The sequence below is a fragment of the Pantoea sp. PvP021 genome, from assembly GCF_054056055.1.
In genome coordinates, this window is the sequence record NZ_JBSRXX010000002.1 from 317,122 (window position 1) to 343,074 (window position 25,953).

The 25,953-nt window shown below is 56.0% G+C and carries 29 protein-coding genes; 19 read left to right on the forward strand and 10 right to left on the reverse strand.

Annotation, left to right across the window (positions count from 1 at the left end; all coding sequences use genetic code 11):
* The first annotated feature begins 203 nt into the window (after nt 1-203).
* Together pagP and ACVKSX_RS10615 are read left to right on the forward strand one after the other, a co-directional pair.
* Nucleotides 204-764, forward strand: coding sequence for a lipid IV(A) palmitoyltransferase PagP (gene pagP / locus ACVKSX_RS10610; protein ID WP_010246837.1), 561 nt, complete (start codon nt 204-206; stop codon nt 762-764).
* Between the two features lie 18 nt (nt 765-782).
* Complete coding sequence (locus tag ACVKSX_RS10615; RefSeq protein WP_010246839.1) at nt 783-2,282, forward strand: alpha/beta fold hydrolase; 1,500 nt, start codon at nt 783-785, stop codon at nt 2,280-2,282.
* A 39-nt stretch (nt 2,283-2,321) separates the two neighbouring features.
* Here ACVKSX_RS10615 and ACVKSX_RS10620 read toward each other — a convergent pair whose 3' ends face one another.
* A complete protein-coding gene (locus ACVKSX_RS10620) occupies nt 2,322-3,176 on the reverse strand; it encodes an aldo/keto reductase family oxidoreductase (RefSeq protein ID WP_354438667.1) in 855 nt (284 codons plus the stop codon).
* 95 nt (nt 3,177-3,271) lie between these two features.
* Between ACVKSX_RS10620 and ACVKSX_RS10625 the strand changes: the two genes are divergently transcribed.
* Nucleotides 3,272-4,219, forward strand: coding sequence for a LysR family transcriptional regulator (locus ACVKSX_RS10625; protein WP_354438665.1), 948 nt, complete (start codon nt 3,272-3,274; stop codon nt 4,217-4,219).
* Here the strand turns inward: ACVKSX_RS10625 and ACVKSX_RS10630 are convergent.
* On the reverse strand, nt 4,184-8,713 hold the full coding sequence (locus ACVKSX_RS10630) for an ATP-dependent helicase (protein WP_435530756.1): 4,530 nt from the start codon (nt 8,711-8,713) through the stop codon (nt 4,184-4,186). The two genes, ACVKSX_RS10625 and ACVKSX_RS10630, sit on opposite strands and share 36 nt — an antisense overlap.
* Nucleotides 8,714-8,825: 112 nt before the next feature.
* Nucleotides 8,826-10,016, reverse strand: a complete 1,191-nt coding sequence (locus ACVKSX_RS10635; RefSeq protein ID WP_354438662.1) for an MFS transporter — start codon at nt 10,014-10,016, stop codon at nt 8,826-8,828.
* A gap of 309 nt (nt 10,017-10,325) precedes the next feature.
* Here ACVKSX_RS10635 and ACVKSX_RS10640 point away from each other — a divergent pair, with 309 nt between their 5' ends.
* Nucleotides 10,326-11,333 carry a hypothetical protein gene (locus tag ACVKSX_RS10640; RefSeq protein WP_062759005.1) on the forward strand — a complete coding sequence of 336 codons (1,008 nt, stop codon included), beginning with the start codon at nt 10,326-10,328 and terminating at the stop codon, nt 11,331-11,333.
* 169 nt (nt 11,334-11,502) lie between these two features.
* Nucleotides 11,503-11,895 (forward strand): VOC family protein, encoded by a 393-nt coding sequence (locus ACVKSX_RS10645; protein ID WP_064690974.1) that lies wholly within the window; start codon nt 11,503-11,505, stop codon nt 11,893-11,895.
* Nucleotides 11,896-12,018: 123 nt separating this feature from the next.
* Here the strand turns inward: ACVKSX_RS10645 and ACVKSX_RS10650 are convergent, their stop codons facing one another.
* Nucleotides 12,019-12,636, reverse strand: a complete 618-nt coding sequence (locus ACVKSX_RS10650) for a pyridoxamine 5'-phosphate oxidase family protein (RefSeq protein ID WP_033787202.1) — start codon at nt 12,634-12,636, stop codon at nt 12,019-12,021.
* Between the two features lie 410 nt (nt 12,637-13,046).
* Between ACVKSX_RS10650 and ACVKSX_RS10655 the strand changes: the two genes are divergently transcribed.
* The 3 genes from ACVKSX_RS10655 to ACVKSX_RS10665 all read left to right on the forward strand — a co-directional run bounded on the left by ACVKSX_RS10655 (nt 13,047) and on the right by ACVKSX_RS10665 (nt 14,584).
* Nucleotides 13,047-13,595, forward strand: coding sequence for a GNAT family N-acetyltransferase (locus ACVKSX_RS10655; protein ID WP_064690935.1), 549 nt, complete (start codon nt 13,047-13,049; stop codon nt 13,593-13,595).
* Nucleotides 13,596-13,737: 142 nt separating this feature from the next.
* Entirely contained in the window at nt 13,738-13,869 is a 132-nt protein-coding gene (locus tag ACVKSX_RS10660) for a hypothetical protein (protein ID WP_022624561.1), read from the forward strand.
* Nucleotides 13,870-13,996: 127 nt separating this feature from the next.
* The gene (locus ACVKSX_RS10665; RefSeq protein WP_124890711.1) at nt 13,997-14,584 is read left to right on the forward strand and encodes a TetR/AcrR family transcriptional regulator; all 588 of its coding nucleotides are present in this window, start codon (nt 13,997-13,999) and stop codon (nt 14,582-14,584) included.
* Here ACVKSX_RS10665 and ACVKSX_RS10670 read toward each other — a convergent pair.
* Entirely contained in the window at nt 14,550-15,431 is an 882-nt protein-coding gene (locus ACVKSX_RS10670; protein WP_029519249.1) for a LysR substrate-binding domain-containing protein, read from the reverse strand. The two genes, ACVKSX_RS10665 and ACVKSX_RS10670, sit on opposite strands and share 35 nt — an antisense overlap.
* A 96-nt stretch (nt 15,432-15,527) precedes the next feature.
* Between ACVKSX_RS10670 and ACVKSX_RS10675 the strand changes: the two genes are divergently transcribed.
* From ACVKSX_RS10675 to ACVKSX_RS10685, 3 genes are read left to right on the forward strand one after another with little or no spacing between them, the layout of a single operon-like run.
* A complete protein-coding gene (locus ACVKSX_RS10675) occupies nt 15,528-15,833 on the forward strand; it encodes a carboxymuconolactone decarboxylase family protein (protein WP_207253840.1) in 306 nt (101 codons plus the stop codon).
* Nucleotides 15,833-16,222: a tautomerase family protein gene (locus ACVKSX_RS10680; protein ID WP_045139977.1), complete on the forward strand. Its 390-nt coding sequence runs from the start codon at nt 15,833-15,835 to the stop codon at nt 16,220-16,222. Before ACVKSX_RS10675 ends, ACVKSX_RS10680 begins: the two co-directional genes overlap by 1 nt.
* Entirely contained in the window at nt 16,219-16,746 is a 528-nt protein-coding gene (locus tag ACVKSX_RS10685; RefSeq protein WP_010246862.1) for a DUF4865 family protein, read from the forward strand. Before ACVKSX_RS10680 ends, ACVKSX_RS10685 begins: the two co-directional genes overlap by 4 nt.
* Before the next feature lie 25 nt (nt 16,747-16,771).
* Here ACVKSX_RS10685 and ACVKSX_RS10690 read toward each other — a convergent pair whose 3' ends face one another.
* A complete protein-coding gene (locus ACVKSX_RS10690; RefSeq protein ID WP_137241050.1) occupies nt 16,772-17,149 on the reverse strand; it encodes a RidA family protein in 378 nt (125 codons plus the stop codon).
* A gap of 450 nt (nt 17,150-17,599) precedes the next feature.
* On the opposite strand from ACVKSX_RS10690, the gene ACVKSX_RS10695 reads away from it, so the two are divergent.
* Together ACVKSX_RS10695 and ACVKSX_RS10700 are read left to right on the forward strand one after the other, a co-directional pair.
* Nucleotides 17,600-17,875 (forward strand): hypothetical protein, encoded by a 276-nt coding sequence (locus ACVKSX_RS10695; protein WP_010246864.1) that lies wholly within the window; start codon nt 17,600-17,602, stop codon nt 17,873-17,875.
* Nucleotides 17,876-17,889: 14 nt separating this feature from the next.
* Nucleotides 17,890-18,228 carry a type II toxin-antitoxin system RelE/ParE family toxin gene (locus tag ACVKSX_RS10700; RefSeq protein WP_010246865.1) on the forward strand — a complete coding sequence of 113 codons (339 nt, stop codon included), beginning with the start codon at nt 17,890-17,892 and terminating at the stop codon, nt 18,226-18,228.
* A 294-nt stretch (nt 18,229-18,522) separates the two neighbouring features.
* Here ACVKSX_RS10700 and ACVKSX_RS10705 read toward each other — a convergent pair whose 3' ends face one another.
* Nucleotides 18,523-18,843 (reverse strand): hypothetical protein, encoded by a 321-nt coding sequence (locus ACVKSX_RS10705; protein ID WP_033768762.1) that lies wholly within the window; start codon nt 18,841-18,843, stop codon nt 18,523-18,525.
* Between the two features lie 115 nt (nt 18,844-18,958).
* Nucleotides 18,959-19,654, reverse strand: a complete 696-nt coding sequence (locus ACVKSX_RS10710; protein ID WP_022624553.1) for a B3/B4 domain-containing protein — start codon at nt 19,652-19,654, stop codon at nt 18,959-18,961.
* A gap of 43 nt (nt 19,655-19,697) precedes the next feature.
* Between ACVKSX_RS10710 and ACVKSX_RS10715 the strand changes: the two genes are divergently transcribed.
* Entirely contained in the window at nt 19,698-20,300 is a 603-nt protein-coding gene (locus ACVKSX_RS10715; RefSeq protein ID WP_033768765.1) for a helix-turn-helix transcriptional regulator, read from the forward strand.
* 5 nt (nt 20,301-20,305) lie between these two features.
* Here ACVKSX_RS10715 and ACVKSX_RS10720 read toward each other — a convergent pair whose 3' ends face one another.
* A complete protein-coding gene (locus ACVKSX_RS10720; protein ID WP_022624551.1) occupies nt 20,306-20,812 on the reverse strand; it encodes a MarR family winged helix-turn-helix transcriptional regulator in 507 nt (168 codons plus the stop codon).
* A gap of 137 nt (nt 20,813-20,949) precedes the next feature.
* On the opposite strand from ACVKSX_RS10720, the gene ACVKSX_RS10725 reads away from it, so the two are divergent.
* The 4 genes from ACVKSX_RS10725 to ACVKSX_RS10740 all read left to right on the forward strand — a co-directional run bounded on the left by ACVKSX_RS10725 (nt 20,950) and on the right by ACVKSX_RS10740 (nt 24,182).
* Nucleotides 20,950-22,107 carry an MFS transporter gene (locus ACVKSX_RS10725; RefSeq protein WP_163763514.1) on the forward strand — a complete coding sequence of 386 codons (1,158 nt, stop codon included), beginning with the start codon at nt 20,950-20,952 and terminating at the stop codon, nt 22,105-22,107.
* Between the two features lie 67 nt (nt 22,108-22,174).
* Nucleotides 22,175-22,867: an aspartate/glutamate racemase family protein gene (locus ACVKSX_RS10730; RefSeq protein WP_033760791.1), complete on the forward strand. Its 693-nt coding sequence runs from the start codon at nt 22,175-22,177 to the stop codon at nt 22,865-22,867.
* 33 nt (nt 22,868-22,900) lie between these two features.
* Nucleotides 22,901-23,230, forward strand: coding sequence for a DHCW motif cupin fold protein (locus ACVKSX_RS10735; RefSeq protein ID WP_010670565.1), 330 nt, complete (start codon nt 22,901-22,903; stop codon nt 23,228-23,230).
* A 211-nt stretch (nt 23,231-23,441) separates the two neighbouring features.
* Nucleotides 23,442-24,182: a YoaK family protein gene (locus tag ACVKSX_RS10740; protein WP_029519590.1), complete on the forward strand. Its 741-nt coding sequence runs from the start codon at nt 23,442-23,444 to the stop codon at nt 24,180-24,182.
* Nucleotides 24,183-24,228: 46 nt separating this feature from the next.
* Here ACVKSX_RS10740 and ACVKSX_RS10745 read toward each other — a convergent pair whose 3' ends face one another.
* Entirely contained in the window at nt 24,229-24,954 is a 726-nt protein-coding gene (locus ACVKSX_RS10745; RefSeq protein ID WP_346554246.1) for an SDR family oxidoreductase, read from the reverse strand.
* A 99-nt stretch (nt 24,955-25,053) separates the two neighbouring features.
* On the opposite strand from ACVKSX_RS10745, the gene ACVKSX_RS10750 reads away from it, so the two are divergent.
* Nucleotides 25,054-25,938: a LysR family transcriptional regulator gene (locus ACVKSX_RS10750; protein WP_010670562.1), complete on the forward strand. Its 885-nt coding sequence runs from the start codon at nt 25,054-25,056 to the stop codon at nt 25,936-25,938.
* Nucleotides 25,939-25,953: the final 15 nt, after the last annotated feature.

Consider the following 25,953-nt stretch of genomic DNA (forward strand, 5'->3'; position numbering starts at 1 on the left):
CTGTAATCAGCAATTTTCCCTCGATTAATTTCCATACAGTTCTGGCGATTTCAGGCTGAAATCGCCAGAACCTGACTGAATAAGCTGTCGTTATTGTCTTCAGAAACTACCGGTTAAGCGAAGCATGACCGCTGACAAAGATTGCATCAGGCTCTGCGCTATACTCATTTTTCATCTGCTCCGCACGCTGACCGGTACGCACTATGAAAATTTCAACCACCACGGCAGTTTTTGCCGCATTGCTGACTGCTGCGCCATTGCATGCTGAAAACACACCAATCTCCTCCTGGTGGAATGGATTCACTGACGATGTTGCGCAGACCTGGAACGCGCCTCAGCATACCGATCTCTACCTGCCATTTATCAGCTGGCACGCCCGCTTTATGTACGACAAAGAAAAAACCGATAACTATAACGAGAATCCCTGGGGAGGCGGTCTGGGCATTTCCCGCTACAGCGACAGCGGCAACTGGAGCGCGCTTTATGCAATGGCTTTCAAAGACTCACACAATGAGTGGCAGCCGATTGTCGGTTATGGCTGGGAGAAGGGCTGGTATCCAGGTTCGAATCAGGACTTTCGTCTTGGCGCGGGATTAACCGCCGGTATCACTGCACGCGAAGATTTTGGTAACTATATTCCGCTACCGATTATTCTGCCGCTGTTCTCTGCCGGTTATAAGGCGCTGAATGTACAGTTCACCTATATTCCGGGCACGTACAATAATGGCAACGTGCTGTTTGCGTGGTTTCGCTATGCATTTTAATTTTTCAGGAAAGGATTTATGACCCGGAGGTGGAAAACCGTCACCCGCAGGCTCTGGCGTCTTGCGATTGTGTCTGGAGTATTGTTACTGCTGCTACTGATTATTCGAATCTATGAAGCGGAGCGCGGGCCGGAGTTACATCGCTGGCACACCTGGGTCCCGCATGAACTGACAGTAGAACAGCTTGATAATGCGACCTATGCCGACTACCTCAAGGCCGAAAATCATCTGTTCGACGAGATGAAGCAGCAGGTCAGCAACCGGCTGGATGCGGAAGATAAAACGCCACTCAACCGATACTATGCTGGCAGCATGATCTATCCGGGGCATTTCGCGCAGGACTGGAACCGTTCCTATATTCTGCAACCGACGGGCAGGCCGCGCGGTGCGGTAGTGCTGTTACATGGACTGACCGACAGTCCTTACAGTCTGCGGCATGTGGCAGAGGCTTACCGTCAGCAGGGTTATGTGGCGGTGGCGATACGGTTACCGGGTCACGGTACGGTGCCTGCGGGTCTGACCGATGTTGACTGGCAGGACTGGATGGCCGCCACACGCCTGGCGGTGCGGGAAGCGACCCGGCTGGCGGGCACGCAGACGCCGCTGCATCTGGTGGGTTTCTCGAACGGCGGGGCGCTGGCGGTAAAATATGCGCTCGACAGCCTGGGCGATCACACGCTGCGTCGTCCGCAGCAATTGATTCTGTTATCGCCGATGATCGGTGTGACTCGTTTTGCCCGGTTCGCAGGTGTTGCCGGGTTGCCCTCTGTTTTCCCTGCCTTCTCGAAAACGGCCTGGCTGAATATCGTGCCGGAGTTTAATCCGTTTAAATACAACTCTTTTCCGGTTCACGCTGCCCGGCAGACCTATTTGCTGACGCAGGCGCTGCAGAAAGAGATCCTCCAATATGCGCGTAATCAGCAGCTCTCCGGTTTCCCGCCCGTGCTAACCTTTCAGTCGGTCATGGATTCCACCGTCAGTACGCCTTCGGTCATCCGCTCGCTCTATAATTATCTGCCAGTGAACGGCAGCGAACTGGTGCTGTTCGATATCAATCAGGCGGTCAGCGTCAGTCCGTTATTCCGCCACTCCTCATATACCGCGGTTAATCAGCTGTTGCCTGCGGCGCGTCGGAATTACTCATCCACAGTGATCACCAATGCCTCCGCCACCTCACTGGAGATGGTGACGAAAAGCGTTCCCGCGGGAGAGATGCAGGAACGGATTCAGCCGCTGGCAATTGCCTATCCGGCGGGTCTCTACTCACTGTCGCACGTTGCGATTCCATTCCCGGCCGAGGATGGGTTATATGGCAGCGCGCCCGCGCAGAAGAATGAGTTTGGTATCAGTTTTGGGACGTTGTCACTGCGCGGCGAGAGTGCGGTGCTGATTGTCGGGCTGGACTCGATTATGCGCGCCACCTCTAACCCGTTTTATCCTTATATGATTAACCGAATCGATCACCACATCAGTTGTAGCGACAAGCCGCAACTTGCGGCCTGTCTCAGCAGTTTCTGAATCAGTACAGCATCAGGCCCGCACGATGCGGGCCTGATGTTAAATAGCGTTCAGCATTTCCATCACATCATCCGACAGTTCCAGGCTGTCGCTGGCAAGATTCTCTTTAAGATGTTCCGGGGAAGAGGTGCCTGGAATCAGCAGAATATTTGGCGATCGCCGCAGCAGCCACGCAAGTGCGACCTGCATCGGCGTGGCATTCAGGGATGTAGCCACTTCATTAAGCTGATCCGACTGCAACGGAGAGAAGCCACCCAGCGGGAAGAACGGCACATACGCAATTCCCTGCTGCGCCAGCTGATTCACCAGCTCATCATCCTGTCGATGCGCTAGGTTATACATATTCTGCACGCAGACAATCGGCGTCATCGCCTGAGCTTCTGCGATCTGCGTGGCGGTAACGTTACTCAGGCCAATATGGCGAATCAGTCCGCGCGCCTGTAACGCCAGCAGCGCCTCCAGTTGTGGCTTCAGAGAGCCTTCTTTCGGCCTGGCCGGATGCAACATACTGCGCAGGTTCACCACTTCAATCACATCCAGCCCCAGGTTGCGCAGGTTATCTTCAACTGCCTGCGTCAGCGCCTCTGGCTCCATCGCCGCCAGCCAGCCGCCTTTGGCGTCGCGTCGGGCACCCACTTTGGTGACGATGCAGAGATCCTGCGGATAGGGATGTAGCGCCTTTTTAATCAGCTGGTTGGTTTCGTGCGGACCGTAAAAATCGCTGGTGTCGATATGATTAACGCCTGCCGCGACAGCGTCGCGCAAAACCCGGATTGCCCGGGCTTCATCTTTTACCGGGCCGAACACGCCCGGCCCGGCCAGTTGCATTGCGCCGTAGCCGATACGGTTAACTTCACGATCGCCTAACGTAAAAGTCATGGTGGTGTTTGACATGAAAACCTCCTGCGTGAATGTAGATCAATTGTAACGGTGATTCAGCTGTGCAACTATCCGGTGAAATCAGGACAGACTGTACAGGGTGATGCACAATGGCGATCGATATGGCGCTGCTGGATGCCGTCGTGGCGGTGGCAAAAGCGGGAGGGTTTCGGGAAGCGGCACGCGTCACCGGCAGCAATGCGTCACGCCTGAGCGATGCGGTTCGACGGGCGGAACAACAGCTGGGCATTCGTCTGTTTCACCGCACCACTCGCACCGTGGTGTTAACCGAAGCGGGCAGGGCGCTGATGGAACGTCTGCTGCCCGCGATCAATGAAGTTAACGCCGCGCTGGATGCGGTGAATCGCTACCGAAACACCCCTGGTGGCACGCTGCGGCTGAATGTGCCGGTCAGTGCTACGCGGCTGGTACTGCCCGCGCTGGTGCCGGAATTTTTGCAGCGTTATCCCGACATCCGGCTGGAAATTGTGGCGGAGAGCAGCGTGCAGGATGTCTTTCGTGACGGTTGTGACGCCGGGATTCGTTATGATGAGCGGCTGGAGCAGGATATGGTGGCGATGCCAATTGGCCCCAGACAGCAACGGTTCGCGCTGGCGGCTTCTCCGGCTTATCTGGCAGAACATGGCCGACAGGAACATCCGCGCGACCTGATCCATCATCGCTGTCTGCGTGGCCGTTATGCCAGCGGCCTCATGGCTGACTGGACCTTCAGCCACGAGGGCGAAGAGATCAGCGTTGAAACCAGCGGGCCGCTGGTGGTTTCGGTCGGTGGCGCAATGGATCTGGCGGTGGAGGCGGCCATCGCCGGAAGCGGCGTGATATATCTGTTTGACGAGTGGCTCAGGCCAGCCCTTGACAGCGGCAGGCTGGAACCGCTGCTGCAACCCTGGTGGCTGACTTTCTCCGGTCCGTGGCTCTATTACAACGATCGCCGCCTGATCCCCGCCCCGCTTCAGGCATTTATCGACTTTGTGCGCGAAAAAAACGGGCGCGAAAACAACTCAGCTATACCAGTTAAACCCCTGTGGCACCCGTGAAAATCCGGCATGTCGCAACGCGTTAAGCAGCGGTGACCGCGAAACCGGTTCACCATCTACCTTCTCCAGCGTGAAACTCGCGGGCTTTTCACGCTTCAGTGCCAGGCCCAGCGCCGCCACCGCGACCTGCTGCAGCGCGGGATCGTCGGTGAATGTCAGCAACTCTTTGCCTCCCGGCGTCAGGTAGAGTACCAGCGCGCCGCCTGCAATCACCACGCGACCTCCCTGACGGCGGGTCGGGCGGATGCCGCTGGCGTGGAGCGGCCAGCTCAGTAACGCACCAAATGGATTCGCCGGGTCCGGTGCGGCCAGCGCCACAGCCTCTGTCGCGGTCAGCGGCTTTTCTGCCAGCTCCCGCAGCCGCTCAATGGTGTTATGGTCGGCAAACTGCGCGCCGCCCGCACCAGCGACAAACCGGCCACGCAGCAATCGTCCGGCATCTTCCATGCTGCGTAATACCGGCTGTAACGCCGGGAATCCTCCGGGGATCTGCTCCGATATCGCGCTACCCCGGCTGATCACCCCATAACGGTCGAGAAGATTTTCCACCAGCGACAGGGCCAGCCGGGCAGGAGCAATCTCCTGTCGGTTAACCCGCGACCAGCGACCAGCCAGCGTGTTGACCGCCGGTCGGCGTGCAGAAAGTGCGCCCGGGGTGAAGCGCTGACCAAAACGGGTGCGCAGGGTACGCGCGGGACGTGAACGGGGGGCGCCTGGCGTGGTCAGCAGCCCACGCACCGCAATCCAGCTATCGGCAGTGACATAGCCCTGCCACACCAGTTGCCACAGGGCAGCATAAATATCGGTGGTTTGCGTCTCTGCCTCGTCCATCTGTGCCATGATCTCATGAACAAACCACGAGCCACCCCGGCTCAATGCGTCGAGAGTCGCCTGCTGAATCGGCGTCAGAGGCTGCGTAGTGTCAATCATCGGCAGTGTTTCAGCGGCATATTCCGTGAGGTGCAGCGAGATCAACCCATCATTCTGACCCAGCGCTTTGTGTCCGCACCAGGTAACCTCGCCACTGGCTAACAGTTCATCGAGCATCGCGGGCTGATAGTCGGCTATCCTGGCGCGCAGGATTTGTGACTCCCACAGCGAGGCCGGTAGCGGCACGCCCGCAAGTTGCTCAATCACACGTAACAGCCTGCTAACCCCCTGATGCTCTTCACGCTGCGTGTTAAGCACACCGTGACGCTCCAGCAGCAGGTTGATCCAGGCGGCAGGTGGAACAGGCCGGGTTGCTTCACGTGCTGATTGCAGTGAACGTAAGCGTAACCGTTTGAAGATCTCTGTGGAAACCCACTCCGTTTCCGATGCGCCCTCTGGCGAACCCATATTGAGCAGGTTGCCCTGCTGATGCAGGGAGAGCAGCACCTCATTCACAATGGCGATACCCAGACCAAAATACGTGGCCAGCTGTCGGGCAGTGAACAGGGTATGGGTTCGGGCGTAGCGATTAATGAGATCGCGTAGCGGATCGGCCTGCGGCTCCAGAAATGTTTCGGGCAGATCGTCAGGCAGTACAACGGCCAGTGCATCGCGCAGGCGGGCTGCATCTTCAATGATCGCCCAGCGCTCTTCACCGGCAAGGGTGATCGGGATCATTCGCTGCGCGGCATCGAACTGCGTTATGGCTTCCGCGATCTGCTGGGCGTTGCCACTGAAACGTGCCGCAATACCGGCAACCGCGAGCGGGCCAAGATCGCGCAGCAGATCGATAATGCCTTCGGTGTGCTGCGCCTGATAGCGGGAATCAATGCGCTGCAGTTCCTTTTCAACCTGCTCAACGACGTCAGGTGCCAGCAAATCACGCTTGCTGGTCTGGCCGAGCAGCTCACCCAGCAGGTTACTGTCGAGCGCCAGCAGTGAGGCGCGCCGTTCTGCCAGGGGGGCGTCGCTGGCGTAAATAAACTCTGCAACATAGCCAAACAGCAGCGGCGCGGCAAAAGGGGAGGGCTGTTCGGTCGTCACCTCGACCAGTTTTACCTTTCCCTGTGCCATCTGTTCCATCAGCTGGTGCAGGGCAGGCAGATCGTAGACATCCTGCAGACATTCGCGTGCGGTTTCGATAAGGATGGGGAAATCGTCATACTGTCGTGCAACTTCCAGCAACTGACCGGCGCGCAGCCGCTGCTGCCAGAGCGGCGAACGTTTGCCCGGATTACGCCTCGGCAGCAGCAGAGCGCGTGAGGCACATTCACGGAAGCGGGCGGCAAACAGCGCCGATTGACCGACACTCTCAGTGACCTCCCGGGTCAACTGGTCGGCGTCGAACATAAACAGGTCAGCGCCGGGTAACACTCCCTCGCTGGCGGGAAAGCGGGCCACGATGCCGTCATCGCTGGCCGCAACAGAAGCATCAATGCCCAGGCGTTGCTGGATTCGGGCGGCAATCGCCAGCGCCCATGGCGCATTGACCCGCTTTCCCCAGGGCGAATGCAGGATCACCCGCCAGTCGCCGATTTCGTCACGGCAGCGTTCGATCAGCAATGTGCGATCGTCCGGCAGTACGCCGGTCGCGGTGCGTTGTTCAGCCAGCAAAGCCAGCAGATTCGTGACTGCGCGGGCATCCAGCCCCAGCGCGCCCAACTGCTCCTGCGCATCCGCCGGTGAAGCCGCACTCAGATGACGCAGAAACAGCCCGAGGCTGGCACCCGATTCGGCCGAGCGGCCCACACCTTCTCCGCGCCAGAAAGGCAGACGAGCCGGACGGCCTGGCGCAGGCACCACCAGTACCTGGTCGTGGGTAATCTGCTGAATCCGCCACGACGTTGCGCCCAGGGTAATAATGTCATTGACCCGCGACTCATAGACCATCTCTTCATCCAGTTCGCCGACACGACGTGAGCCAGCCTGCTCTTCGCCTTCCGGCAGAATGACGCTGAACATGCCGCGATCGGGAATGGTGCCGCCGCTGGTCACGGCCAGATGCTGAGCGCCGGGTCGCGGCGTCAGCAGTCCGCTCTGACGATCCCACACCAGCTGCGGCCGCAGCTGAGCAAAAGCGTCTGAGGGAAACTTACCCGCCAGCATATCGAGCGTGGCATCAAACAGCCGACGCGACAGAGTGCGAAACGGATCGGCCCGACAGACCTGCGCATACCAATCATCGACCTGTAAGGGATCCATTGCGACGGCCGCCAGGGTTTGCTGCGCCAGGATATCGAGCGGGTTACGCGGCGGAGCCAGCGCATCGAGCTGGCCCGCACGCATCGACTGCAATATGACGGCCGAATCCAGCAGATCGCGCCGGGTGCGCGGAAACAGGATGCCGGTTGATACGCCGCCAACCTGATGTCCGGCGCGTCCCACGCGCTGCAGTGAGCTGGCGACTGAAAGCGGTGCGCCCACCTGGATCACCAGATCCACCGGCCCCATATCAATGCCCAGTTCAAGACTGGAAGTCGCCACCACGCAGCGCAGTCTGCCCAGCTTCAGTGCGGCTTCAATCTCGCCTCGCTGCTCCTTCGAGACGGACCCGTGGTGCGAGCGGGCAATAAGATCGTCACTGTCGTCCGGTTCTGCATCCCGATCGCCAGCGGTTGTCTGCTGCGCCAGATAACGCGCATTGAGCCGCGCAGTCAGCTTTTCCGCCAGGCCACGCGAATTCACAAACACCAGCGTGGCGCGATGGGACATGACCTGCTGCAGAATGCGCGCTTCAATGTGCGGCCAGATCGAACCGCTGGCAGAGGTGGCTTCACCGGTCAGGTCATCGGGGCTGGCAATATCGGTCATATCTTCGACCGGCACCTCGATGGTCAGGTGCAGCGTCCGGTCGGCGGCCGGATTAACGATCTGAACGGGCTGACAGCCGCCAAGGAAGGCGGCCACCCGCTCAACCGGTCGGACCGTAGCGGAAAGCCCGATACGCTGGGCGGGCTGTGGCAGCAGCGCATCGAGCCTCTCCAGGCTCAGCGCCAGCTGAGAACCCCGCTTCGATCCCGCCACCGCATGCACCTCATCGACGATGACCGTGGTCACGCCCTGCAGCGTCGTTCGCGCTTTTGAGGTCAGCATCAGAAACAGTGACTCGGGTGTGGTGATCAGAATATCGGGCGGGCGGCGCACCAGCCTGGCGCGCTCTGCACTGGGCGTATCGCCGGATCGCATTCCGATATTCAGAGTGATCTCTGGCTCATTCAGCGCCTGCCGCTCAGCGTAAACGCCTGCCAGCGGCAGATTAAGGTTGCGCTGTACGTCCGCGGCCAGCGCTTTAACCGGTGAAATATAGAGAATGCGGGTGGTCGTTTCACGTGCAGGTGAGGGCTGCGCGGTTCGGAACTGAAACAACGTGTCGATGGCGGTGAGGAAGGCCGCCAGCGTCTTCCCTGAACCGGTCGGGGCGATCACCAGCGCATGTTCTCCGCTGGCTATCGCCTGCCATGCCGCCTGCTGCACCGGCGTGGGTGCAACAAAGGTGGCAGAAAACCAGCGTCGTGTGGCGGATGAAAACCGGGCTAAAACCGCATCAGATTGGGATTTCGACATCATACTCACGGTATCACGCAGCAACTGCGCCTGAAATTAATCCGTTGAGTGTAAGTGAAAATTGCCGTTTGTGGATGACGCGGCAGATATCTGGCCGCGTCGGGCGGATTTATTAACTGGCCGCTCCGGCTAAAGCGCGACCTCTGATCGCCAGCAGCGACACCAGTGCCAGCACGATAATAGTCATGCCATAGAACCAGGCGGTCTGGTTCAGCCCGATATGCGGCGCTGCCACTCCGGCGGCAATCGCAGGGAGGGCAAAGGCGAGATAGCTTTTGATCAAAAAGGCGGAGAACAGTCCGGCGCGTTCATGACTTTCAGCGAACTGCATAATGATCTTCAGCACGCTGGAGAAAATCGATCCAAATCCCTGACCCGCAATGGCAGTGCCGAGATAGAGCCAGGCCACGCTGTGCAGAGAAAGGCCCGCAAGAGTGACGCTGACGCCCACTATCAGCATCAGCGTACCGATAACTAATGCCCGCGCGGGCGGTAACGGGCGAAAGAGAAATACTGCTGCCGTTGCGCTCAGCATCAGCGTCGCCACAATCGAGCCGCCGATAAAAGGCGATGTCAGGCCGGTTGCGTTCGCCACCATTGAGGGCATCAGTGAAAGGTAAAATCCGCCCAGCATCCAGGTTGCGATATTAACCGGCGTCACCATTAACAGCGGGCCCAGCGCGCGTCGCGGTATGCTGACCTGAGGTCGCAGTGCGGCCAGAACACCCGGCTGAGGCGCAATGGTTTCTGGTATTAGCGGCAACAGCGCCATGGCAACCAGCATCAGTATCAGCAGCAGCGCGTAAAGCGTCACCGTGGGAAAGGGCGCAAAGGTGACCAGTATGCCGCCCGCCAGCGTGCCCAGCGTCATCCCCAGAAAGGCGGTGAATGAGTTCAGCAGTGGCCCACGGGTTTTACTGGCGTCAATCAGGCTGGCACCAAAGGTCGGTAAGGCAATACCGGTAGCAAAGCCCTGCACCAGCCGGGCGGCGATTAAGGTCGCCGCAGAACCGGCAGACATAAAGATCACCAGCGCGACCGCATTGATCGCCAGCGCCAGCAGCATCAGCGGGCGGCGGCCGGTATAGTCGGACACTTTACCGACCGTCAGCAGCGCGGCCAGCAACGCGAAAGCATAGGCACCAAAGATCAGCGTCAGCATGGTTGGCGTCAGATGGAACAGGCTGCGATAAAGTGGGTAGAGCGGCGTTGGCGCACTGCTGGTGGCGGAAATCAGCGCCGCACCGGTAAAACTGAAAAGCGTGGTGCGGGCAGCAGCCTGAGGCGTCAATGTGGGGTTCATGGAAATCACCTTAATGCAAAGTATTAGCTTTTAATAAGGTATACGGCTATCTGAACCTTAATGCAATATCTTTGCTTTAACGTTTATTGCGGTGGGGCTGAAGGCGTGTCTGAGAGTTTGTAACGGTGAGAGCTCTTCAAGGTGTTACGTCTGCTTTTTGACAGAGGCAAGCCTTTTATCAGGATATTTGATGTACTGACCCTCTACTGACGGGAGTTCATGTGCTGGCAGAGGCACGTTGACTTTGGGCCACCGTGACTTTATAGATAAGCTCAAACCTTTATAAATTTAATTTGGGGAAAAGGGCGCATGCTATTGCAGGAAAGCCTTAAACAGGAAGTTACTGAAGCAGTCAAAAAATCACTCACCTTCGATATTTTTTATCAGAGAATACGGCCTGATATATCAGCTTTCGTGGCTGCAACGTCACAACTGCCATTGAAAAGTCTTGATGACTGGGAGCGATTAATACGCTGGCAGATTGACTCATCTTTTTATACATCAGGTTATAAACGGACAGGTGCTGAGATCCAGCAGGTGGGTTCTCTCAGGTGGATGGACTTATGTCATGCAGATGGTTTTCGGCGGGAACGCGCATTACGAACATTATCAGTTGGTGCACCCAACAGTTTTTTATTTGCCTTAGCCGTCAGAAGGTTAAATGATTGGGTTCCTCAGGTGAGAGAAGCCGCCCGTGAAGCACTTCCCTCAATCGCAGCAGCTTCTGACCCGGAAGTTATCGTGGATGTCTTGTTTATAACGCTTCCCTATTGGACCTCATGGGGAAGAGCGGGTGAGAAGGAACACGAGGTACTGACAGACATTATTTCAATGGAGAACGTCACTGCCTCTCTGAAAAAAAGACTTATCTGCACTTCTTCGGGGCCTGCTGCAACTGTCTTTACCCAAGCAGGACGCACGTCAGTATTAGATAATTTTCTGTCTGAGATTGCTGAATCCTCCATTCAGCCCTCACTGCGTGCGAAGGCGTACCGCTGCCTGTTCGAAGGCAAAATTATCTGGTCCGAGGGGATGGAATGGAAGTGGATTGATAAAGCCTTTGGCGTACGACGGCGTGTACCTGTTTTAAATGAAAAAACAATAGCCGTTTCCAGGCCTTTTATTGATATCTTAAGGATGGCCATACTTGACCGCTCACCGATGGTACGGCGTATAGCCGGAGAAATGCTGATTAAAGAATTAGAAAATATATGTGATGAAGCCTTTTCCATGGCCACTCAACTGGCTTCCGATATATCAGAATCTGTAGCGGAACGAGGAAGGTTTGCACTGGTCTGCTTAAAAAAGGATAAGTGAGGCTTTAATTAAACAAGCTAAGCAATATGATTGTCGCAGGAGCCTTTAGGGTAATCTCTGTCCGCCATAAAGAATCATGGTAAATTTCATGTTGTCATGTGCTTTTCGGGTTGTTTATCAATAATGTTTCGGCGAGTCTCACTGTTAATAACAATCAGGGAGCCAGATGATGAAGATAGCTGAGATCGATCATATCCATCTCTACGTTGAAAATATTGAACAGGCAGAAAAGTGGTACAACGAGATCCTGGGCTTTGAACGCGACCCTTCCCTGTACTTCTGGTTTGAACAGGGTGGGCCGCTGGTCATAAGAAATAACAGGGCATCACTCTCTCTTTTCCTGCGAAAATCTCAGCCACCAGGCCATACGGTGGCTTTCGGGGTGGCAGCCTCATCTTTCAACGAACTTATGCCTGTACTCCGTAAGAATAAAATCCCTTTCAGCGTCAGTGACCACGACGTGTCGATGTCCGTCTATTTCAGCGATCTCAGTAATAATAAAATTGAAGTGACCTCTTACGACTACCTGCATGCAAAGCAGATACTGGAGAGCTTTGCGTAACGCTATCGCAGTTTGCGCTTAGAGGCGTGACTGCAGGCGCACTGTGATCTCCGCTCCGAAAGTATAAGTACTTCACTCATCAGCACGCTGGAGGAAGTTAAGCCTCCAGGCCCTGAACGGCGATTAATAAAGTGAGTTCTTCAATCGCTCAGGCAGCGCTTTGTCGTAGGCATCGCCATCAATCTCTGCAATCTGTTTGAGGATCGAACCGGTGCTGGGCAGCGACTGCCGTGAGATCTGCGTTTCGGCATCCCATAATCCGGAGCGAATAATCGCCCGGCTGCACTGAAAGAAAACGCTCTCCACAGTGATGCGCAATACGGTTTTTGGCAGCTGATTGTTGATGGCAAAGCGCTCAAGCAGCGCCGGGTCGGTGCTGATCGCCGCTGTGCCGTTCACGCGCAACGTCTCGCCAATGCCAGGGATGAGAAAAAGCAGCGCTACCCGATTGTCATGCAGAATGTTGCGCAGGCTGTCGATGCGGTTATTGCCGCGTCTGTCGGGTAATAACAGGGTCTTGTCATCTTCGATTTCGATAAATCCGGCCGGATCGCCGCGCGGTGAAACATCCAGTCCCTCAGGCCCCGACGTTGCCAGCGCCACAAAAGGCGAGGCGGCGATAAACGGACGATAGGCGGGATGAATATGATCCGTCTCTTTAGCGACAGAGGGCCGGGCGACCGTGCCGTAAAGACCTTCAAGTTCGGTAAGTTCAGTGATAATGCTGCTCTGTTCAGCCATTTTTGCACTTTCCTTTCACTATTCAGATCCTCATGACGCTGAAGTTGAGACTACACAGACCCGACGCGCCAGTTTAAGCAGCACTTTAACACCCATGCAGCGTATTCAGAACCCGTGCGCCACCCTTTATGGCAATCGCCCCAGGTGAATCCGTCTTCCCGCCGCTAAAACAGCTTATTACCTGGGGCGGCAACCTCTTTCCACCCTTTACCAATATCAGAAGCACAACACAACGTAGTGACAGCCTCTGATGAGAGGTCCATATTCTGCAATCAGATGAGCACGAAAACCGCGACTTGTGCACTGAAATTAGCCGCCGTTCGTTAAGCGTATTAACAGAGTTGGTGACAGCAGAAGTTGCTGATATAAAGAGTAAAGATTGCTTATTCAGCACCCAAAAGGAGCGCATGATGGTTTGGGAATCAGAGCGGCTGCTCTGTAGATATACTCTTCGCGAGGATCTTGACGACCTCTTCAGAATTTATGGCGACCCCGAAACGCATAAATTTAACCCGCGAGGTCCATGGCCCGACAGAACGTATGCCATTCAGGCCATAGAGCGCATATTACAGAGCTATCAGGAACAGGGTTTTGGCGACTGGACGATATTTGAGAAAGCCCATCCGGATAAAATCATTGGCTTTGGGGGCGTTTTCAGAAGCCAGTTTGACGGTCGTCAGACGAATAATCTCGGTTACCGGTTTGAGCCTGCTGCCTGGGGAAAAGGGTATGCCACCGAGCTTTCCCGCAGAGCCATTCGCTACGGATTCGAAGAGGCCGGGCTGAGCATCATTACGGGTGTGACGCGCGAAAACCATCTGGCTTCGCGGCGGGTACTGGAAAAAGCGGGCCTGACCTTTTTGAAAAAGGTCGACGATCCTGAGGGGTTGCCTCCCAGCCTGATGTACACCCTGACACGACGTGACTGGCTTGCGGCTGGCAACATCGTTACCGAATAAGTTTGATCTTTCCCGTTTGTGATTCAGGCGTGGCGAAATCTGCGCCACCTTTTCGCGCAAAGTCCCTTTAAACCCTCTCTTATCCCGCGATTAATACTCCCCTGTGTGGATTACTTTAGCCACCTTAATCAGGGGAGGCTTTATGGATATTCGTACAATTTTTATTTCAGCAGTTATGGCAGTCAGTCTTTTATGGATAGGCGCATCAGATAACCGTTCGTCACGTCTCACCGCCGAGCCGGTTAAATCTGTCCTGAGTAAACTGCAGCCTTGATTCTCAATCGCCCGATAGCACACATTAGCGCCTGCTCAGCCTGAGATGCGGTACACTGCCGGTATCTGTTAATGCAACTTCGTTGCTTTAACCATGACGTTCAGGCTGATAAAAGCGGGAGAAAGAGATGGCGAGGGAGATGATTCGGCAGGGTGGGCGCAGCGCACGTATTCAGGCGGAAGTGCATAACACCGTTAACCGCTTGCTTGAAACGCTTGATCGTTCAGCTATTACAGTGCCGATGATCGCCGAACAGGCAGGTGTGACACCTTCCACGATCTATCGGCGCTGGGGCGATCTGTCCCAGTTGCTGGCGGATGTGGCCGTGGCACGGATGCGGCCCATTGCAGAACCGGAAGATACCGGATCGACGGCCGGCGATCTTACCGCGTTCATCCAGCAGTATGCTGAAGAGATGTCGTCCAAAGTCGGTCGTGAGCTTCTGGCTGATGTGATAGGAAGTCAGGCTGAAGTGGCGAGCCAGAAATGCTGTGGGTTTACCTATCAGCATCTTGAAACACTGAAAAGTCGGGCCGAGGCACGCGGCGAATCAGGCTTTGACGTTGATCGCATCATCGATGTGGTCGTGGCGCCGGTGATGTTTCATATTCTGTTCGGCGACCGCGACATCTCAGCAGAATACTGTTCGTCTCTGGTTCAGCGGGCATTTCAGACAGTAGTCAGCGCTGAACAAAGGGCAGGGCGGCTTGCGTGATCAGATGCTGCAAGAGTGCTCGCGCCGGATCGTCACCCTGATCGGAGCGGGCGAGCGCGATACCCAGATAGCCGGGCATTGGCAGCCGGTGTGATTCAATCACCAGCGTCTCCGGCAACCCGGCGCGGGTGCGCAGGGTGATGCCCAGCCCGGCCTGTAATGCCGCCCAGATCCCGCTAAGACTGTGGCTGGTGAACACTACCCGCCACGGAATACCTGCCTTATCCAGCGCCTCGATGGCGCGCGATCGCATGACACACGGCGCATCGAATGCCACCAGCGGCAGCGGCTCGCCGCGCTGCAGATATCCCGCCAGATCAAACGCCGGATGCTGTATCCAGGCTAACGGACACTGACCAATTAACTGCGTGCCAGCCTGCTGCTCTGCCTGCCACAGCAGCGCCAGATCCAGCTCATGACGGGCCAGCGCCGTAAGCAGCGGCAGATTTCTGTCGACGCGTGCGGTCAGCATCACCTCCGGATGCTGCCGGTTGAACGCGCCGAGAATGTCCGGCATCAATGCCTCGCCAAAATCCTCCTGCATCCCGATGCGTATTTCGCCCTGTAACGCTTCGCCTTTCACTGCCCGCAATGTCTCATCGTTCAGCGACAGCAGGCGTCTGGCGTAACTCATCAGCTGTTCACCGCTGCGGGTCAGCTGCACATGCCGCCCTTTTTTCATCACCAGCGCCGTGCCGCATTGCTGCTCCAGTTTCTTAAGCTGCGCACTCACGGCCGAGGCAGACCGACACAGATGCTGTGCCGCCAGGGCAAAGCTGCCGGCATCAATGCCCGCGACGAAACTGCGCAGCGCATCCATATCGAGGGACTCCGGTACCTTGTTCATTATTGTCCTGTAATTATGGATGGTAAGAGCTGATTAATTTGATTTTCAGGATTGAAGGCCTGAGTGACACTCTGTCTCACCACTGAGGAGTGTGCAATGAAAAAATCGCTTGATCGGGAAACACTGGCGCAGCGCGCGCCAAAACTGGCCGAACTGACACAGCAGGTGCTGTTTGGCGATATCTGGCAGCGCGAGCTGCTGTTACCGCGTGAGCGCAGCCTGCTGACGCTGGCAACGCTAACCGCGCTGGGAAGAGTCCAGCAGCTGCCGTGGCACATCGATTTCGCCCGACAAAATGGGCTGACACAGGATGAGCTGGTGGAGAGCTTCACCCATCTGGCGTTTTACGCAGGCTGGCCCGCCGCCGTCACCGCGCTGGGTTATCTGGAGGATAATCACTGATGCCCTTTACCCGAATTACCCTGCGTCAGGGCTACAGCGAGGCGGCTCTGCATCAGATCTCCACGCTGCTTCAGCAGGCGCTGGTCGCGGAATTTGACGTTCCTGAGCATGATTGCTTTCAGGTGATTGAGATGCTGCCCGCCGGACAGCGGGTATTTGATCGTCACTATCTCAGCGGCGGGCGCAGCGATAATTTCGTGCTGTTTCAGGTGACAGCAGGCCGACCGCGAACCCGACAACAGAAGCAGCAGTTTTATCATTCACTCTGTACGACGCTTCAGGCGGAGATGGCGATCGATCCTGACGACGTGATGATCATCATTCAGTTTAACAGCACCGAAGAGTGGAGCTTTAGCGGCGGCCGGATGCTGGCACAGGAGGCGTTATGATTATCATGCACTACCGTTTTACCCTGCCCGCTGACTACGACATGGGCATCATCGAACAGCGCATCAGTCTGAACGGAGCCCGGCTTGATGGCTTTCCAGGGCTGGTGGCCAAGGCATATCTTTACACTTGCCGTGATGATGACGGACAGAATGAAAACCGTTATGCGCCGCTCTATTTCTGGCGGGAGGCGAGTGGTATGCAGCGTTTCCTGCAAAGTCCTGGCTTTGCGACGCTGGTCAGGGATTTTGGCTGGCCGATCATCGAAAGCTGGCTGGCGCTTGAGGGGCTGACCCACATGCCGGATCTGGCCGATGCCCGCTTTATAACGCTGAACCGCTGGACGATTCCACCGCATTCAGACCTTACGACACTGCCGGTAACAACAGGGATCAGCGCCTGGGATGTGAGCCGCTGGCAGGGAGTAGACGTTAACGCTTCACACCAGCGCCCCGCTGGCGAGCAGGAAGTCTATCGCATCGGTTATCTGGCGCGGGGCGCAGCCGCCGCGGATCTGCAGCTCTAGCATCGGGAATGTCGTTGTTTTCTACTCAGAGGGCAAAAATGGCTTCAATCTCTATGCGCAGGTCAGTGGAGAAAAGTCCGCTGACCTGTACCAGTGAGCTGGCGGGCAGATGCTCGCCGTAGTTGCGATAAAGCACTTCCCGCAGCGCGGTGATCTCTGTGAAAGAGGTGATGAATATCGTGACCTTCAGCAGCGCTGCGAGCGACGTATGCTCAGCTGCGGCAACCGCCCTGAGTTGATCAAAAATAGCCTCTGCCTGTTCAGCCATATTTCCCTGCTGAGCCGCCGTACCGAAAGCGGTCAGCCCAGAGACATACAGCGTCGCGCCATGCTTCACTGCGTGGACATAAGGCGCTTTTACTTCGCCCAGTTGCGGGTAATTTTTGCGTTCTGGCATCGTCATATTTTTCTCTTTTAAGTGATTTCATACCATACAGGCTACTGGCATTAAAGCAGGCTGAGAGTCGATAGCGGGTTGTGTTAACAAATCGGCAATAGGCAGAAGAGGTGATTGCTGGTGGTTAAGGCGATCTTTTGACGATTTCAGTCGATTTCAGACATCAACGCCGGTCCTGTGTTGCGTGCTATATACAATACATTGAATAGCATGACTACCTTCTGCTTTTAAACCTATTAGGACGATGCCTTGCCATCCAGATTCAGTAACGTGGATAGGGTGGATAAATATGTACACGATTTCACTCGTAGGTTATATTCATCCTATGACCCTCGGAAAAGAGAGGGGCAGTTCAAATCTTACGGTCTGTGAAGTTTTTTAATCAACGATGAAATCTGGATGGCTCTACCGGCAATCCCTTTGATTTTACCCGTCCTGTCTAATCGGAAATCATGTATGAACTCAAATCAAACCATGTCCCAGAAGCTTGCCAGAGACAGTCTCGGAAATGCTGCCGCCTTCGAAGGAGGAGTATACGTAACAAAAAACGGCGTCTCTGAACTCTTCATCCAGACTGCTGCTGAGCGTCAGGCTGAGATTAGAGAGATCGAGCAGGAAAGAAACATAAACGCCCTTTTCAAGCTGGCCTTGCAAGCTAAAAAGGAAGTCGCTGATGGCAAAGGCATGACCCCTGAAGACGTTCTGGGAAGGTTACGTGCCGCAAGAAAATAATAGAGAGGCTTTGAGTGTCAGAACAATATCAGCTGGTAATCGCGCCTCTGGCTGAACAGTGTCTCAAGGACATTGAGTCCTATAAGAGCGGAACAGTTGGGGCGCAGCAAGCGGCTGCATTTGTCGATAATCTACTCATGGATTCAGTCGACAATATCAGTCAGGATCCTGAAAGGTATCGCTACAATGCTTATCTTTCAGAGCGCGGGCTTTTGTTACGCGAACGTCTTGATGTTGAAGGAGAGTATCGTGTTCTGTACGATTTCGTGGACAATACTATCCAGATTCTTCTTTTCGTTAGCATGAAACAGGATTTCGGAAATTTGCTCTACAGATACAACATACTGAAATGACGCTCAGGGCCCGCTAATGCGGGCTTTTGCATAATGAAAGCTTATGAACGTAAGTGCCACTGTCAGCATCCCCGTTTTAGTTTCACTCAATTTTTGAGATTTGCGGATTCTCAGCCATAAGCCCATATTCTTCCGGCATCAGGTTGTCAGGGATTCATAAGCCCGCTTACCTGTAAGTCGTAGACAAAAAACACGGTAATTTCAGATGCGTAGGGATAAGCCAGGACGGGCGCGGCCATAATGATGACCAGCGCGAAATCATATGAATAATGATATGAACACGCCCGTCAGAAATCAGCGCTTCAGCATCTGCTGGCAGGCGAGGTTATCCTGGGCGGCGCGCTGCTGTTCATCAGGTGTCAGTTGCTGCCAGCGAGCAATCACGCTGCGGCCCAGCCCCGATTTATAAGTGATTTTTTGCAGCGCATAATCAGAGTTGCCGCCTTCAATGACGTTCTGCATCTGCCGGTCAAGGGGCTGCTTACTATCATGATCAACCGCGCACAACACCGCGACGTAATACGCCTTATCTTCCTCACTGTCGTGTGGGATAAACCACCAGGCGGCCAGGGCGAGGATCAGCAGCAGGGGCAGGATATATTTTACTTTAGCCATTTTAGTCACCGGTTGAGTGCCGTTAAGTCAGCCGGGTATGGCCAGACGCAGGGCGCGTATCCTGCCACAGTTTCCGCTCACCGTTAACCTCGTTTAGCCGCTGTTGAGGCAATGTTCAGTTTGCTGGCGCTTCAATCAGCGTCGTACTGATTTGCGCACCCGGCATCATCTGCTGTAATCCCGAAACCAGATCGTCGCTGGCCTGTTGCAGCGCGGAAAGCGGCATAGCGGGCAGACTTTCCAGAATGAACCACATCTGCTGCGCGCTGGCATCCAGTCGGGTTCTTACACCCTGACGCCAGTTCCAGCGGCGACAGGTCACGCCCTGATCGTCGCGCCAGATCACTTCGCCCGGTTCCGGCGACTCATAAACCACCTCGCCCTCTTTAACGGTATCGAAACGTTCACTGCCGTCAGCTATCACCAGGCGTGGCTCGCCAGCATAGGCCTCGATATTTTCACCTCCGACCGGCAGCGCATAACGAATGCTGATGGCGTTATAGAGATCGACAACCGGATCGATGGCAGGCAATGCGCCATCCCGCAGCACACGCTTACGCAATGCTTCTGCCGAACAGGGTGTACGTTTCGCTTTGGCACCAAAGGCTTTAAATACCTCAGCCCAGGCGGCGAGATGCGCGTCTGCCCACGTCGCATCATCATTTAACACCTGCTGGCATGCGCTTTTCAGTGCATCGCTGGCAACGTCTGGTCGGGTAATCGGTGTGGCTTCCACCACAATACTCATGGCACGAAAGCCGGGAGCGAGCGCGAAAACAGCAGGATCGATTGACGGGTGAACAGATAACATCGGATACTCTCTCAGTGACTAATTTATTTCATAGTAATGACCGATGACCAAAAAAGTCAATATAACGACCGATGCGGGTGCCGATGTCGCCAGTGTCAATCAGGCTGTTTCGGACAGCATCAAAAGCTGGCGTAAAAGTCAGAAACTCTCGCTGGATGAGTTATCACGCCGGGCTGGCGTCAGTAAAGGCATGCTGGTGGAGATCGAAAAGGGTGCCGCCAATCCCAGCATCGCCATTCTCTGTAAAGTGGCTGCCGCACTGGGCGTCTCGGTGGCAGATATCGTCAACGTTGCGCATGCGCCTGACGCCTGGCTGATTGAGAACAGCGAAATGCCCCGGCTGTGGCAGGGTGAGCAGGGCGGTTATGCGCAGCTGCTGGCGGGAACCCGTGGGCCGGATATGATCGAGCTCTGGCGCTGGCAGATGTTTGCGGGCGAAGCTTTCCGTTCTGCCGGTCACTCCTCAGGCACACTCGAACTGTTGCATGTCGAGCAGGGCACGCTCGCCTTAACGGTGGGTGAGCAGACCCTGGTGGTGCAGCAGGGCTGTGCAGCCGTAGCGCGAACCGATATGCCGCATGCCTATGCCAGTGCCGATCACCTGCCGGTTATCTTCACCATGACAGTGGCCGAACTGCAGCGCTGACGGCGCTATTCTGCGGCTGTCGCTTCGCCTGGACACGCCAGCAGCAGCGTTTTCAGCAACCTTTCCAGTTCGGCACGCTCTGAAGCGCCAAGCGGTGCCAGCAATGCCTCCTGCGTAGCGGTATGGACGCGGAGTGCATGCTCAATCTGCTGCTGCCCGTGCGGCGTCAGCCCGACCAGCATGCTGCGCTTATCCTCTGGCGCGGCAATACGCTCAATCAGATGCTGCTGCTCCAGCCGGTTCAGACGATTTGTCATCGCACCGGAAGTCACCAGCAGCGCCTGGTAGAGCTGGGTGGGCGACAGGCGAAAAGGCGATCCCGCCCGTCGCAATGTCGCCAGCACATCAAATTCCCCCTCCTGAAAACCAAAAGGCTCCAGTGCCTGGCTGCGCGCTTTCGCCAGATGTTTCATCAGACGCAGCACCCTGCCGAAGATTCGCATTGAAGAGGCGTCGAGATCGGGCATCGCGTCGTCCCACTGACTGACAACGAAATCAATATGATCATGCATAAATCACCTTTAAATATTGTGGTTATGTTGTCGGGTTGTGCGCAGCCTCTTAACACCGGGGGAAATTTATCTTAACGTTAAGATAAATGGTGGCAGCCCGTTGCTGTCATCGTCAATCCTCTGTTAAGGCGTCGATGATGAAAAATAAGGTGTTGTTCCCCATTCTGTTTGCCGTGATCGCTTTTCTTATCGGGCTGAATCTGCGCCCTATGCTGGCGATTATCGGCCCGCTGTTCCCGGTGTTGCAACTGCAGGCCGGGCTGTCGGCGACGACGTTCAGTCTGCTGACCACGTTGCCGGTGGCGATGATGGGCCTGGCCGCACTCTCTGGCCCGTGGCTGATCGCCCGCATCGGGCCGGTAAAGGGAATCGCCGCCGGTTTGCTCTGTCTGACGGTCGCCTGCCTGTGGCGCGGCGTTACGCTTACTCCCTCTCAACTGCTCCTCACCGCGCTGGCGGGGGGCGCAGGGATTGGCGTGATACAGGCGCTGATGCCCGCTCTGATCCGTCAACGCTTTGCTGAAGCCGCGGCGACGCTGATGGCGCTGTTCAGCACGGGCATTATGGCGGGCGCGGCACTGACTGCTGCCGGTGCTGACCCGCTGTTTTCATGGCTGGGCCTGCAACCCGCGCTGGCGCTTTCCGGCGGGTTAACGCTGGTCACACTGATGATCTGGCTGACTTTAGTCAGGCGATCGCCGCAGGTGAGCGTGGCCTCTGATGCAGCGACGCTGCCTGTGCGGCGTACCCTGTTGCTGATGCTCTTTTTCGGCATTGGCACGGGTGCTTATACGCTGGTGCTGGCCTGGCTGCCGCCATTCTATATTCAACTGGGCTGGAGTGCTCGCCACAGTGGCTATCTGCTCGCCGCGCTGACGTTAACCGAAGTGGTGGCAGGATTCATCGTCTCGGCGACGTTACATCGCTTTCCCGATCGCCGTCCGCTGCTGCTCGGCGTGCTGGCCCTGTTGCTGCTGGGGCTGCTGAGTCTGGTCTTTTACCCGGGCACGATGCCGATACTCTCTTCACTGTTACTGGGTACGGGCATCGGAGCGCTCTTTCCGCTGTCGCTGATTGTCACGCTGGATCATGCGCGCAGTGCCAGAGAGGCGGGCATTCTGCTGTCACGCGTGCAGGGAGGCGGATATCTGATTGCGGCTCTGATGCCGCTGCTGGCAGGCTGGGTGCGTGATAGCGGCACGTCAATGACCCAGGCCTGGCTGATCATGAGCGCTGGCGTGGTGCTGTTGATGGTGATTGCCCGACGCTTCAGACCTCAGAACAGTATCAACTGAACAAAGCCGTTGCCGATCAATGTCGATCTGGCATGCTGGAATAAAACCCCTGAACCCGGAGTGCATTGTGAAAGTGATTGGTCTGTTAGGCGGTATGTCGTGGGAGTCTACCGCGCTCTATTATCGCATTCTCAATCAGCAGGTTAAACAGCGGCTGGGCGGCCTGCACTCGGCGGAGCTGGTGCTCTATAGCGTCGATTTTCAGCGTATTGAGCAGCTACAGGCCGCGGGAGAGTGGCAGCAGGCGGGAGAGATACTGGCTGAAGCGGCACGCAATCTGGAACGGGCTGGCGCGCAGTTCATCGTACTCTGTACCAACACCATGCATAAAGTGGCAGCACAAATCAGCGCCGCAACGGGCATCCCGCTGCTGCATATCGCCGACGCCACCGGACGGCGCATTCAGCAGGCCGGGGTGCGTAAGGTCGGATTACTGGCGACGCGATTCACCATGGAACAGGATTTCTATCGCGGGCGACTTCAGCAGCAGTTTGGTCTTGAGGTGATCACGCCGGATAGAGAGGATCGGATTTTTGTGCATGAGGTGATTTACCACGAGCTCTGTCTGGGCGAGATCAATCCCGCGTCGCGTCGCCGTTATGGTGAGATCATGCAGCAGCTGGTTGCGCAGGGGGCGGAGGCCATTATTCTCGGCTGCACCGAAATCACACTGCTGGTGGATGCCACGGATGCCAGCGTGCCACTGTTTGATACCACGCTTATCCACGCGGAAGAGGCCGTTACCCAGGCTCTGGCCTGACGTTTATCCTGCACTTAGCCTTGAGGGAATCGCATGAAAATTGAAAATCTGCCGTTTGGCCTGACCCAGTGGGATCAGATTGAAGAGACGATTCATCCCGGCGACCAGGGGCAGGCGACCTGGCGAACCGTGAAGTTTAACGATATCCGGGTGCGGATGGTCGACTATTCACCAGGCTATGTCGCCGATCACTGGTGCACAAAGGGCCATATTTTGCTGTGCATGGCGGGTGAGTTGCACACTGAACTGGCAGATGGTCGCCGTTTCGTGCTGACACCGGGCGTCAGCTATCAGGTGGCGGACGATGCTGAACCACATCGCTCCTTTACGTCCACAGGCGCGCAACTCTTCATCGTTGACTGAGTTCACCATCAGCCTCTCTGGTGATCAGCTGCTGGTGAATCATCGCGTCGTTGACACTTTTAAAAGTAAACTGAATCAGCTTTATAAAAATCAGCAAAATTAATGGCTTATTTCATCAGAGTTATCTGGTTCTGACAGGAATAATTTCCATCAGGTTGTATGCTTGAAGCCTTATAAGAATGTTTTGCATTCACCTGAGGTGGGGAAGCCTGTGCTGATAAAAAAGAAGAAAGTTCGTTCGCATACCGAAGATCGACTGCTGGCGCTGGTGCTTGCCACCACCGCCGGCATCCTTAATGCCATGGCGCTGGGCGCGTTTGGATTTTTTCCATCGCATATGACCGGTAACACGTCGCAAATCTCCCAGGAAGTGACCACCAGCGACCTCCATACCATGCTGTTTTTGATGGCACTGATTATTGCCTTTGTGCTGGGTTGTACCGTTGCCCGGCTGGCGGTGGTAGTGGGGATCAGACATAAGTTACGCACCATATTCTGTCTGATCATTCTGGCGGAAGGGGCGGCACTGACGGCGGCATCAATCTTTGAAATCGTGTTCTACCGGCCAAGCTTTAACGGGGAAGTGCTGTTAATGCTGGGCTTTTTAATGGGGATTCATAATGCGACCTCGACGCAGCTCTCCAATGGCCGCGTCAGATCGACCCACATTACTGGCACGCTGACCGATGCGGGTATTGCGCTGGGGTCGTGGATCTTTGCCCATACTTCTCACGCCGTGCATCTTGAAACCGACGATCGTCGCTTTTTCCAGAAGGTTCTGCACACCCATCTGACTACCGTGTTTTCATTCCTGAGCGGCTGTATTGCCGGTCTGCTGCTGTTTAAAGTCTATGGCTTTAACGCCATGGTTGGACTGGGGATATTTCTGATGCTGGTGGCACTGACGGCCATCGCCATCACCGTGCAGCGTACCCGCAGAAGCCTCTACTGACAGTAAAACCGCCCGCCCGATGCACACAGCGCATCGGGCGGGTTGCTTACTGCTGCGTTCGGGTTGGCCGCACCACGATTTCGTTCACATCCACCTCTTCAGGCTGTTCAATGGCATAGCGAACGGCGCGACCAATGGCGTCCGGCTGCAACGCGATAGCGCGATAGTGCTGCATCGCCTCGGCGGCTGCCGGATCGGTAATGGTTGATGCCAGCTCGCTCTCCACCACACCGGGATGGACACAGGTCACCCGTAGCTGACTGTTCTCCTGCCGTAATCCGTCGGAAATCGCCCGCACCGCAAACTTAGTGGCGCAGTAGACAGCTGCGGTGGGCGACACGGCCAGCGCCCCTATCGACGCGATGTTGATGATGTGACCGCGCTGGTGGGCCAGCATGGTCGGCAACACTGACGCAATGCCATACAGCACCCCTTTGATGTTTACATCGATCATCTGATCCCACTCTTCTACCCGCAGCGATGCCATCGGAGACAAGGGCATAATACCGGCGTTATTGATCATTACATCCACCCGGCCCCATCTCTCCAGCGCATACTCAACAAACTGCGTCATCTCTTCGCGGCGCGTTACATCAAGCGCTTTGATCGCCACCTCTGCACCATTGAACTGCAGCTCTTCAGCCAGCGCGGCCAGGCGGCTTTCCCGCCGCGCACCCAGCAGCAGAATGACATCTGTTTTCGCCAGTTCACGTGCAATGCCTGCCCCGATGCCGCTTGAGGCGCCGGTAATTAAAATCACTTTCTGAGTCATTTTGTTTCTCCAGTCAGGTTGTCACTGGCGATCATACGGCGACTGGATTATAAAGATAATCCACCGAACGCTTTACGCACTGGTAACTCAATCTGACCAATGAATGCCGATAAAAATGCTCTCGAAGTTTTTGTGATTGTGGCGCAGACGCGAAATTTCCGGCTGGCCGCAGAACAATTAGGTGTTACGCGTCCGGCGATCAGCCAGAGTCTGCGGCGTCTGGAAGACCGGCTTAACATCACGCTGATGCAGCGCACCACACGATCGGTTCAGCTGACAGAAGCCGGACAGCGGCTCTATGCCGAAGTGGCGCCGGCGATCAACCAGCTCAATCGCGCCGTGACCGATATTGCCGAACTGGCTGCGGAACCTCGGGGCCAGCTGCGGCTGGCGATCTCCTCGATTGCTGAGCGGATGCTGGGGGGAGAACTGCTGGCAAGCTTTATTACCGCTTATCCGCAGGTGGAGGTGGATATCACCGTCACCGATGAGGAGTTTGATATTGTCGGGCAGGGCTATGACGCGGGTGTGCGGCTGGGGGAGGTGATTGCTCAGGATATGATTGCGGTGCCGGTATCCACCGCGCAGCGTCAGGTGGCGGTGGCGTCACCCGCCTATCTGGCTCGCGCAGGCACGCCGCAACATCCTCAGGATCTGGTCAATCATCGCTGCATCGGCTGGCGAAAAGGGCCTGGTCTGGCCCCTTATCGCTGGGAGTTCGCAGAGCAGGGACGCGAGTTTGATGTTGCCGTCAATCCGCAACTCACCACAAATGACATGGGGGTGATGATTCGCACCGCCTGCGCCGGGGGCGGCATCAGCTTTGGCATGGAAGAAACCTTCCAGCCTTACATCGCACGTGGCGAACTGGTGACCCTGCTCGATGCATGGTTGCCTGCCTTTGCCGGCTTCTATCTCTATTTTCCCAGCCGCAAAAATCTGGCCCCCAAGCTGAGGGCGCTGATCGATCACGTCAGACTCTAGCGACAGAATACGCGC

Bases quoted from the DNA above. Each gene is read 5' to 3' on its own strand.
- ACVKSX_RS10690 (WP_137241050.1), bottom strand. From the start codon at position 17,149: ATGACGATGCCAGAACGCAAAAATTACCCGCAACTGGGCGAAGTAAAA.
- ACVKSX_RS10715 (WP_033768765.1), top strand. From the start codon at position 19,698: ATGACCAAAAAAGTCAATATAACGACCGATGCGGGTGCCGATGTCGCC.
- ACVKSX_RS10745 (WP_346554246.1), bottom strand. From the start codon at position 24,954: ATGACTCAGAAAGTGATTTTAATTACCGGCGCCTCAAGCGGCATCGGG.
- ACVKSX_RS10735 (WP_010670565.1), top strand. From the start codon at position 22,901: ATGAAAATTGAAAATCTGCCGTTTGGCCTGACCCAGTGGGATCAGATT.
- ACVKSX_RS10620 (WP_354438667.1), bottom strand. From the start codon at position 3,176: ATGTCAAACACCACCATGACTTTTACGTTAGGCGATCGTGAAGTTAAC.
- ACVKSX_RS10670 (WP_029519249.1), bottom strand. From the start codon at position 15,431: ATGAACAAGGTACCGGAGTCCCTCGATATGGATGCGCTGCGCAGTTTC.
- ACVKSX_RS10720 (WP_022624551.1), bottom strand. From the start codon at position 20,812: ATGCATGATCATATTGATTTCGTTGTCAGTCAGTGGGACGACGCGATG.
- ACVKSX_RS10655 (WP_064690935.1), top strand. From the start codon at position 13,047: ATGGTTTGGGAATCAGAGCGGCTGCTCTGTAGATATACTCTTCGCGAG.
- ACVKSX_RS10725 (WP_163763514.1), top strand. From the start codon at position 20,950: ATGAAAAATAAGGTGTTGTTCCCCATTCTGTTTGCCGTGATCGCTTTT.
- ACVKSX_RS10640 (WP_062759005.1), top strand. From the start codon at position 10,326: ATGCTATTGCAGGAAAGCCTTAAACAGGAAGTTACTGAAGCAGTCAAA.
- ACVKSX_RS10615 (WP_010246839.1), top strand. From the start codon at position 783: ATGACCCGGAGGTGGAAAACCGTCACCCGCAGGCTCTGGCGTCTTGCG.
- ACVKSX_RS10650 (WP_033787202.1), bottom strand. From the start codon at position 12,636: ATGGCTGAACAGAGCAGCATTATCACTGAACTTACCGAACTTGAAGGT.
- ACVKSX_RS10635 (WP_354438662.1), bottom strand. From the start codon at position 10,016: ATGAACCCCACATTGACGCCTCAGGCTGCTGCCCGCACCACGCTTTTC.
- ACVKSX_RS10685 (WP_010246862.1), top strand. From the start codon at position 16,219: ATGATTATCATGCACTACCGTTTTACCCTGCCCGCTGACTACGACATG.
- ACVKSX_RS10625 (WP_354438665.1), top strand. From the start codon at position 3,272: ATGGCGATCGATATGGCGCTGCTGGATGCCGTCGTGGCGGTGGCAAAA.
- ACVKSX_RS10705 (WP_033768762.1), bottom strand. From the start codon at position 18,843: ATGGCTAAAGTAAAATATATCCTGCCCCTGCTGCTGATCCTCGCCCTG.
- ACVKSX_RS10695 (WP_010246864.1), top strand. From the start codon at position 17,600: ATGAACTCAAATCAAACCATGTCCCAGAAGCTTGCCAGAGACAGTCTC.
- ACVKSX_RS10630 (WP_435530756.1), bottom strand. From the start codon at position 8,713: ATGTCGAAATCCCAATCTGATGCGGTTTTAGCCCGGTTTTCATCCGCC.
- ACVKSX_RS10665 (WP_124890711.1), top strand. From the start codon at position 13,997: ATGGCGAGGGAGATGATTCGGCAGGGTGGGCGCAGCGCACGTATTCAG.
- pagP (WP_010246837.1), top strand. From the start codon at position 204: ATGAAAATTTCAACCACCACGGCAGTTTTTGCCGCATTGCTGACTGCT.
- ACVKSX_RS10675 (WP_207253840.1), top strand. From the start codon at position 15,528: ATGAAAAAATCGCTTGATCGGGAAACACTGGCGCAGCGCGCGCCAAAA.
- ACVKSX_RS10680 (WP_045139977.1), top strand. From the start codon at position 15,833: ATGCCCTTTACCCGAATTACCCTGCGTCAGGGCTACAGCGAGGCGGCT.
- ACVKSX_RS10660 (WP_022624561.1), top strand. From the start codon at position 13,738: ATGGATATTCGTACAATTTTTATTTCAGCAGTTATGGCAGTCAGTCTT.
- ACVKSX_RS10710 (WP_022624553.1), bottom strand. From the start codon at position 19,654: ATGTTATCTGTTCACCCGTCAATCGATCCTGCTGTTTTCGCGCTCGCT.
- ACVKSX_RS10750 (WP_010670562.1), top strand. From the start codon at position 25,054: ATGAATGCCGATAAAAATGCTCTCGAAGTTTTTGTGATTGTGGCGCAG.
- ACVKSX_RS10645 (WP_064690974.1), top strand. From the start codon at position 11,503: ATGAAGATAGCTGAGATCGATCATATCCATCTCTACGTTGAAAATATT.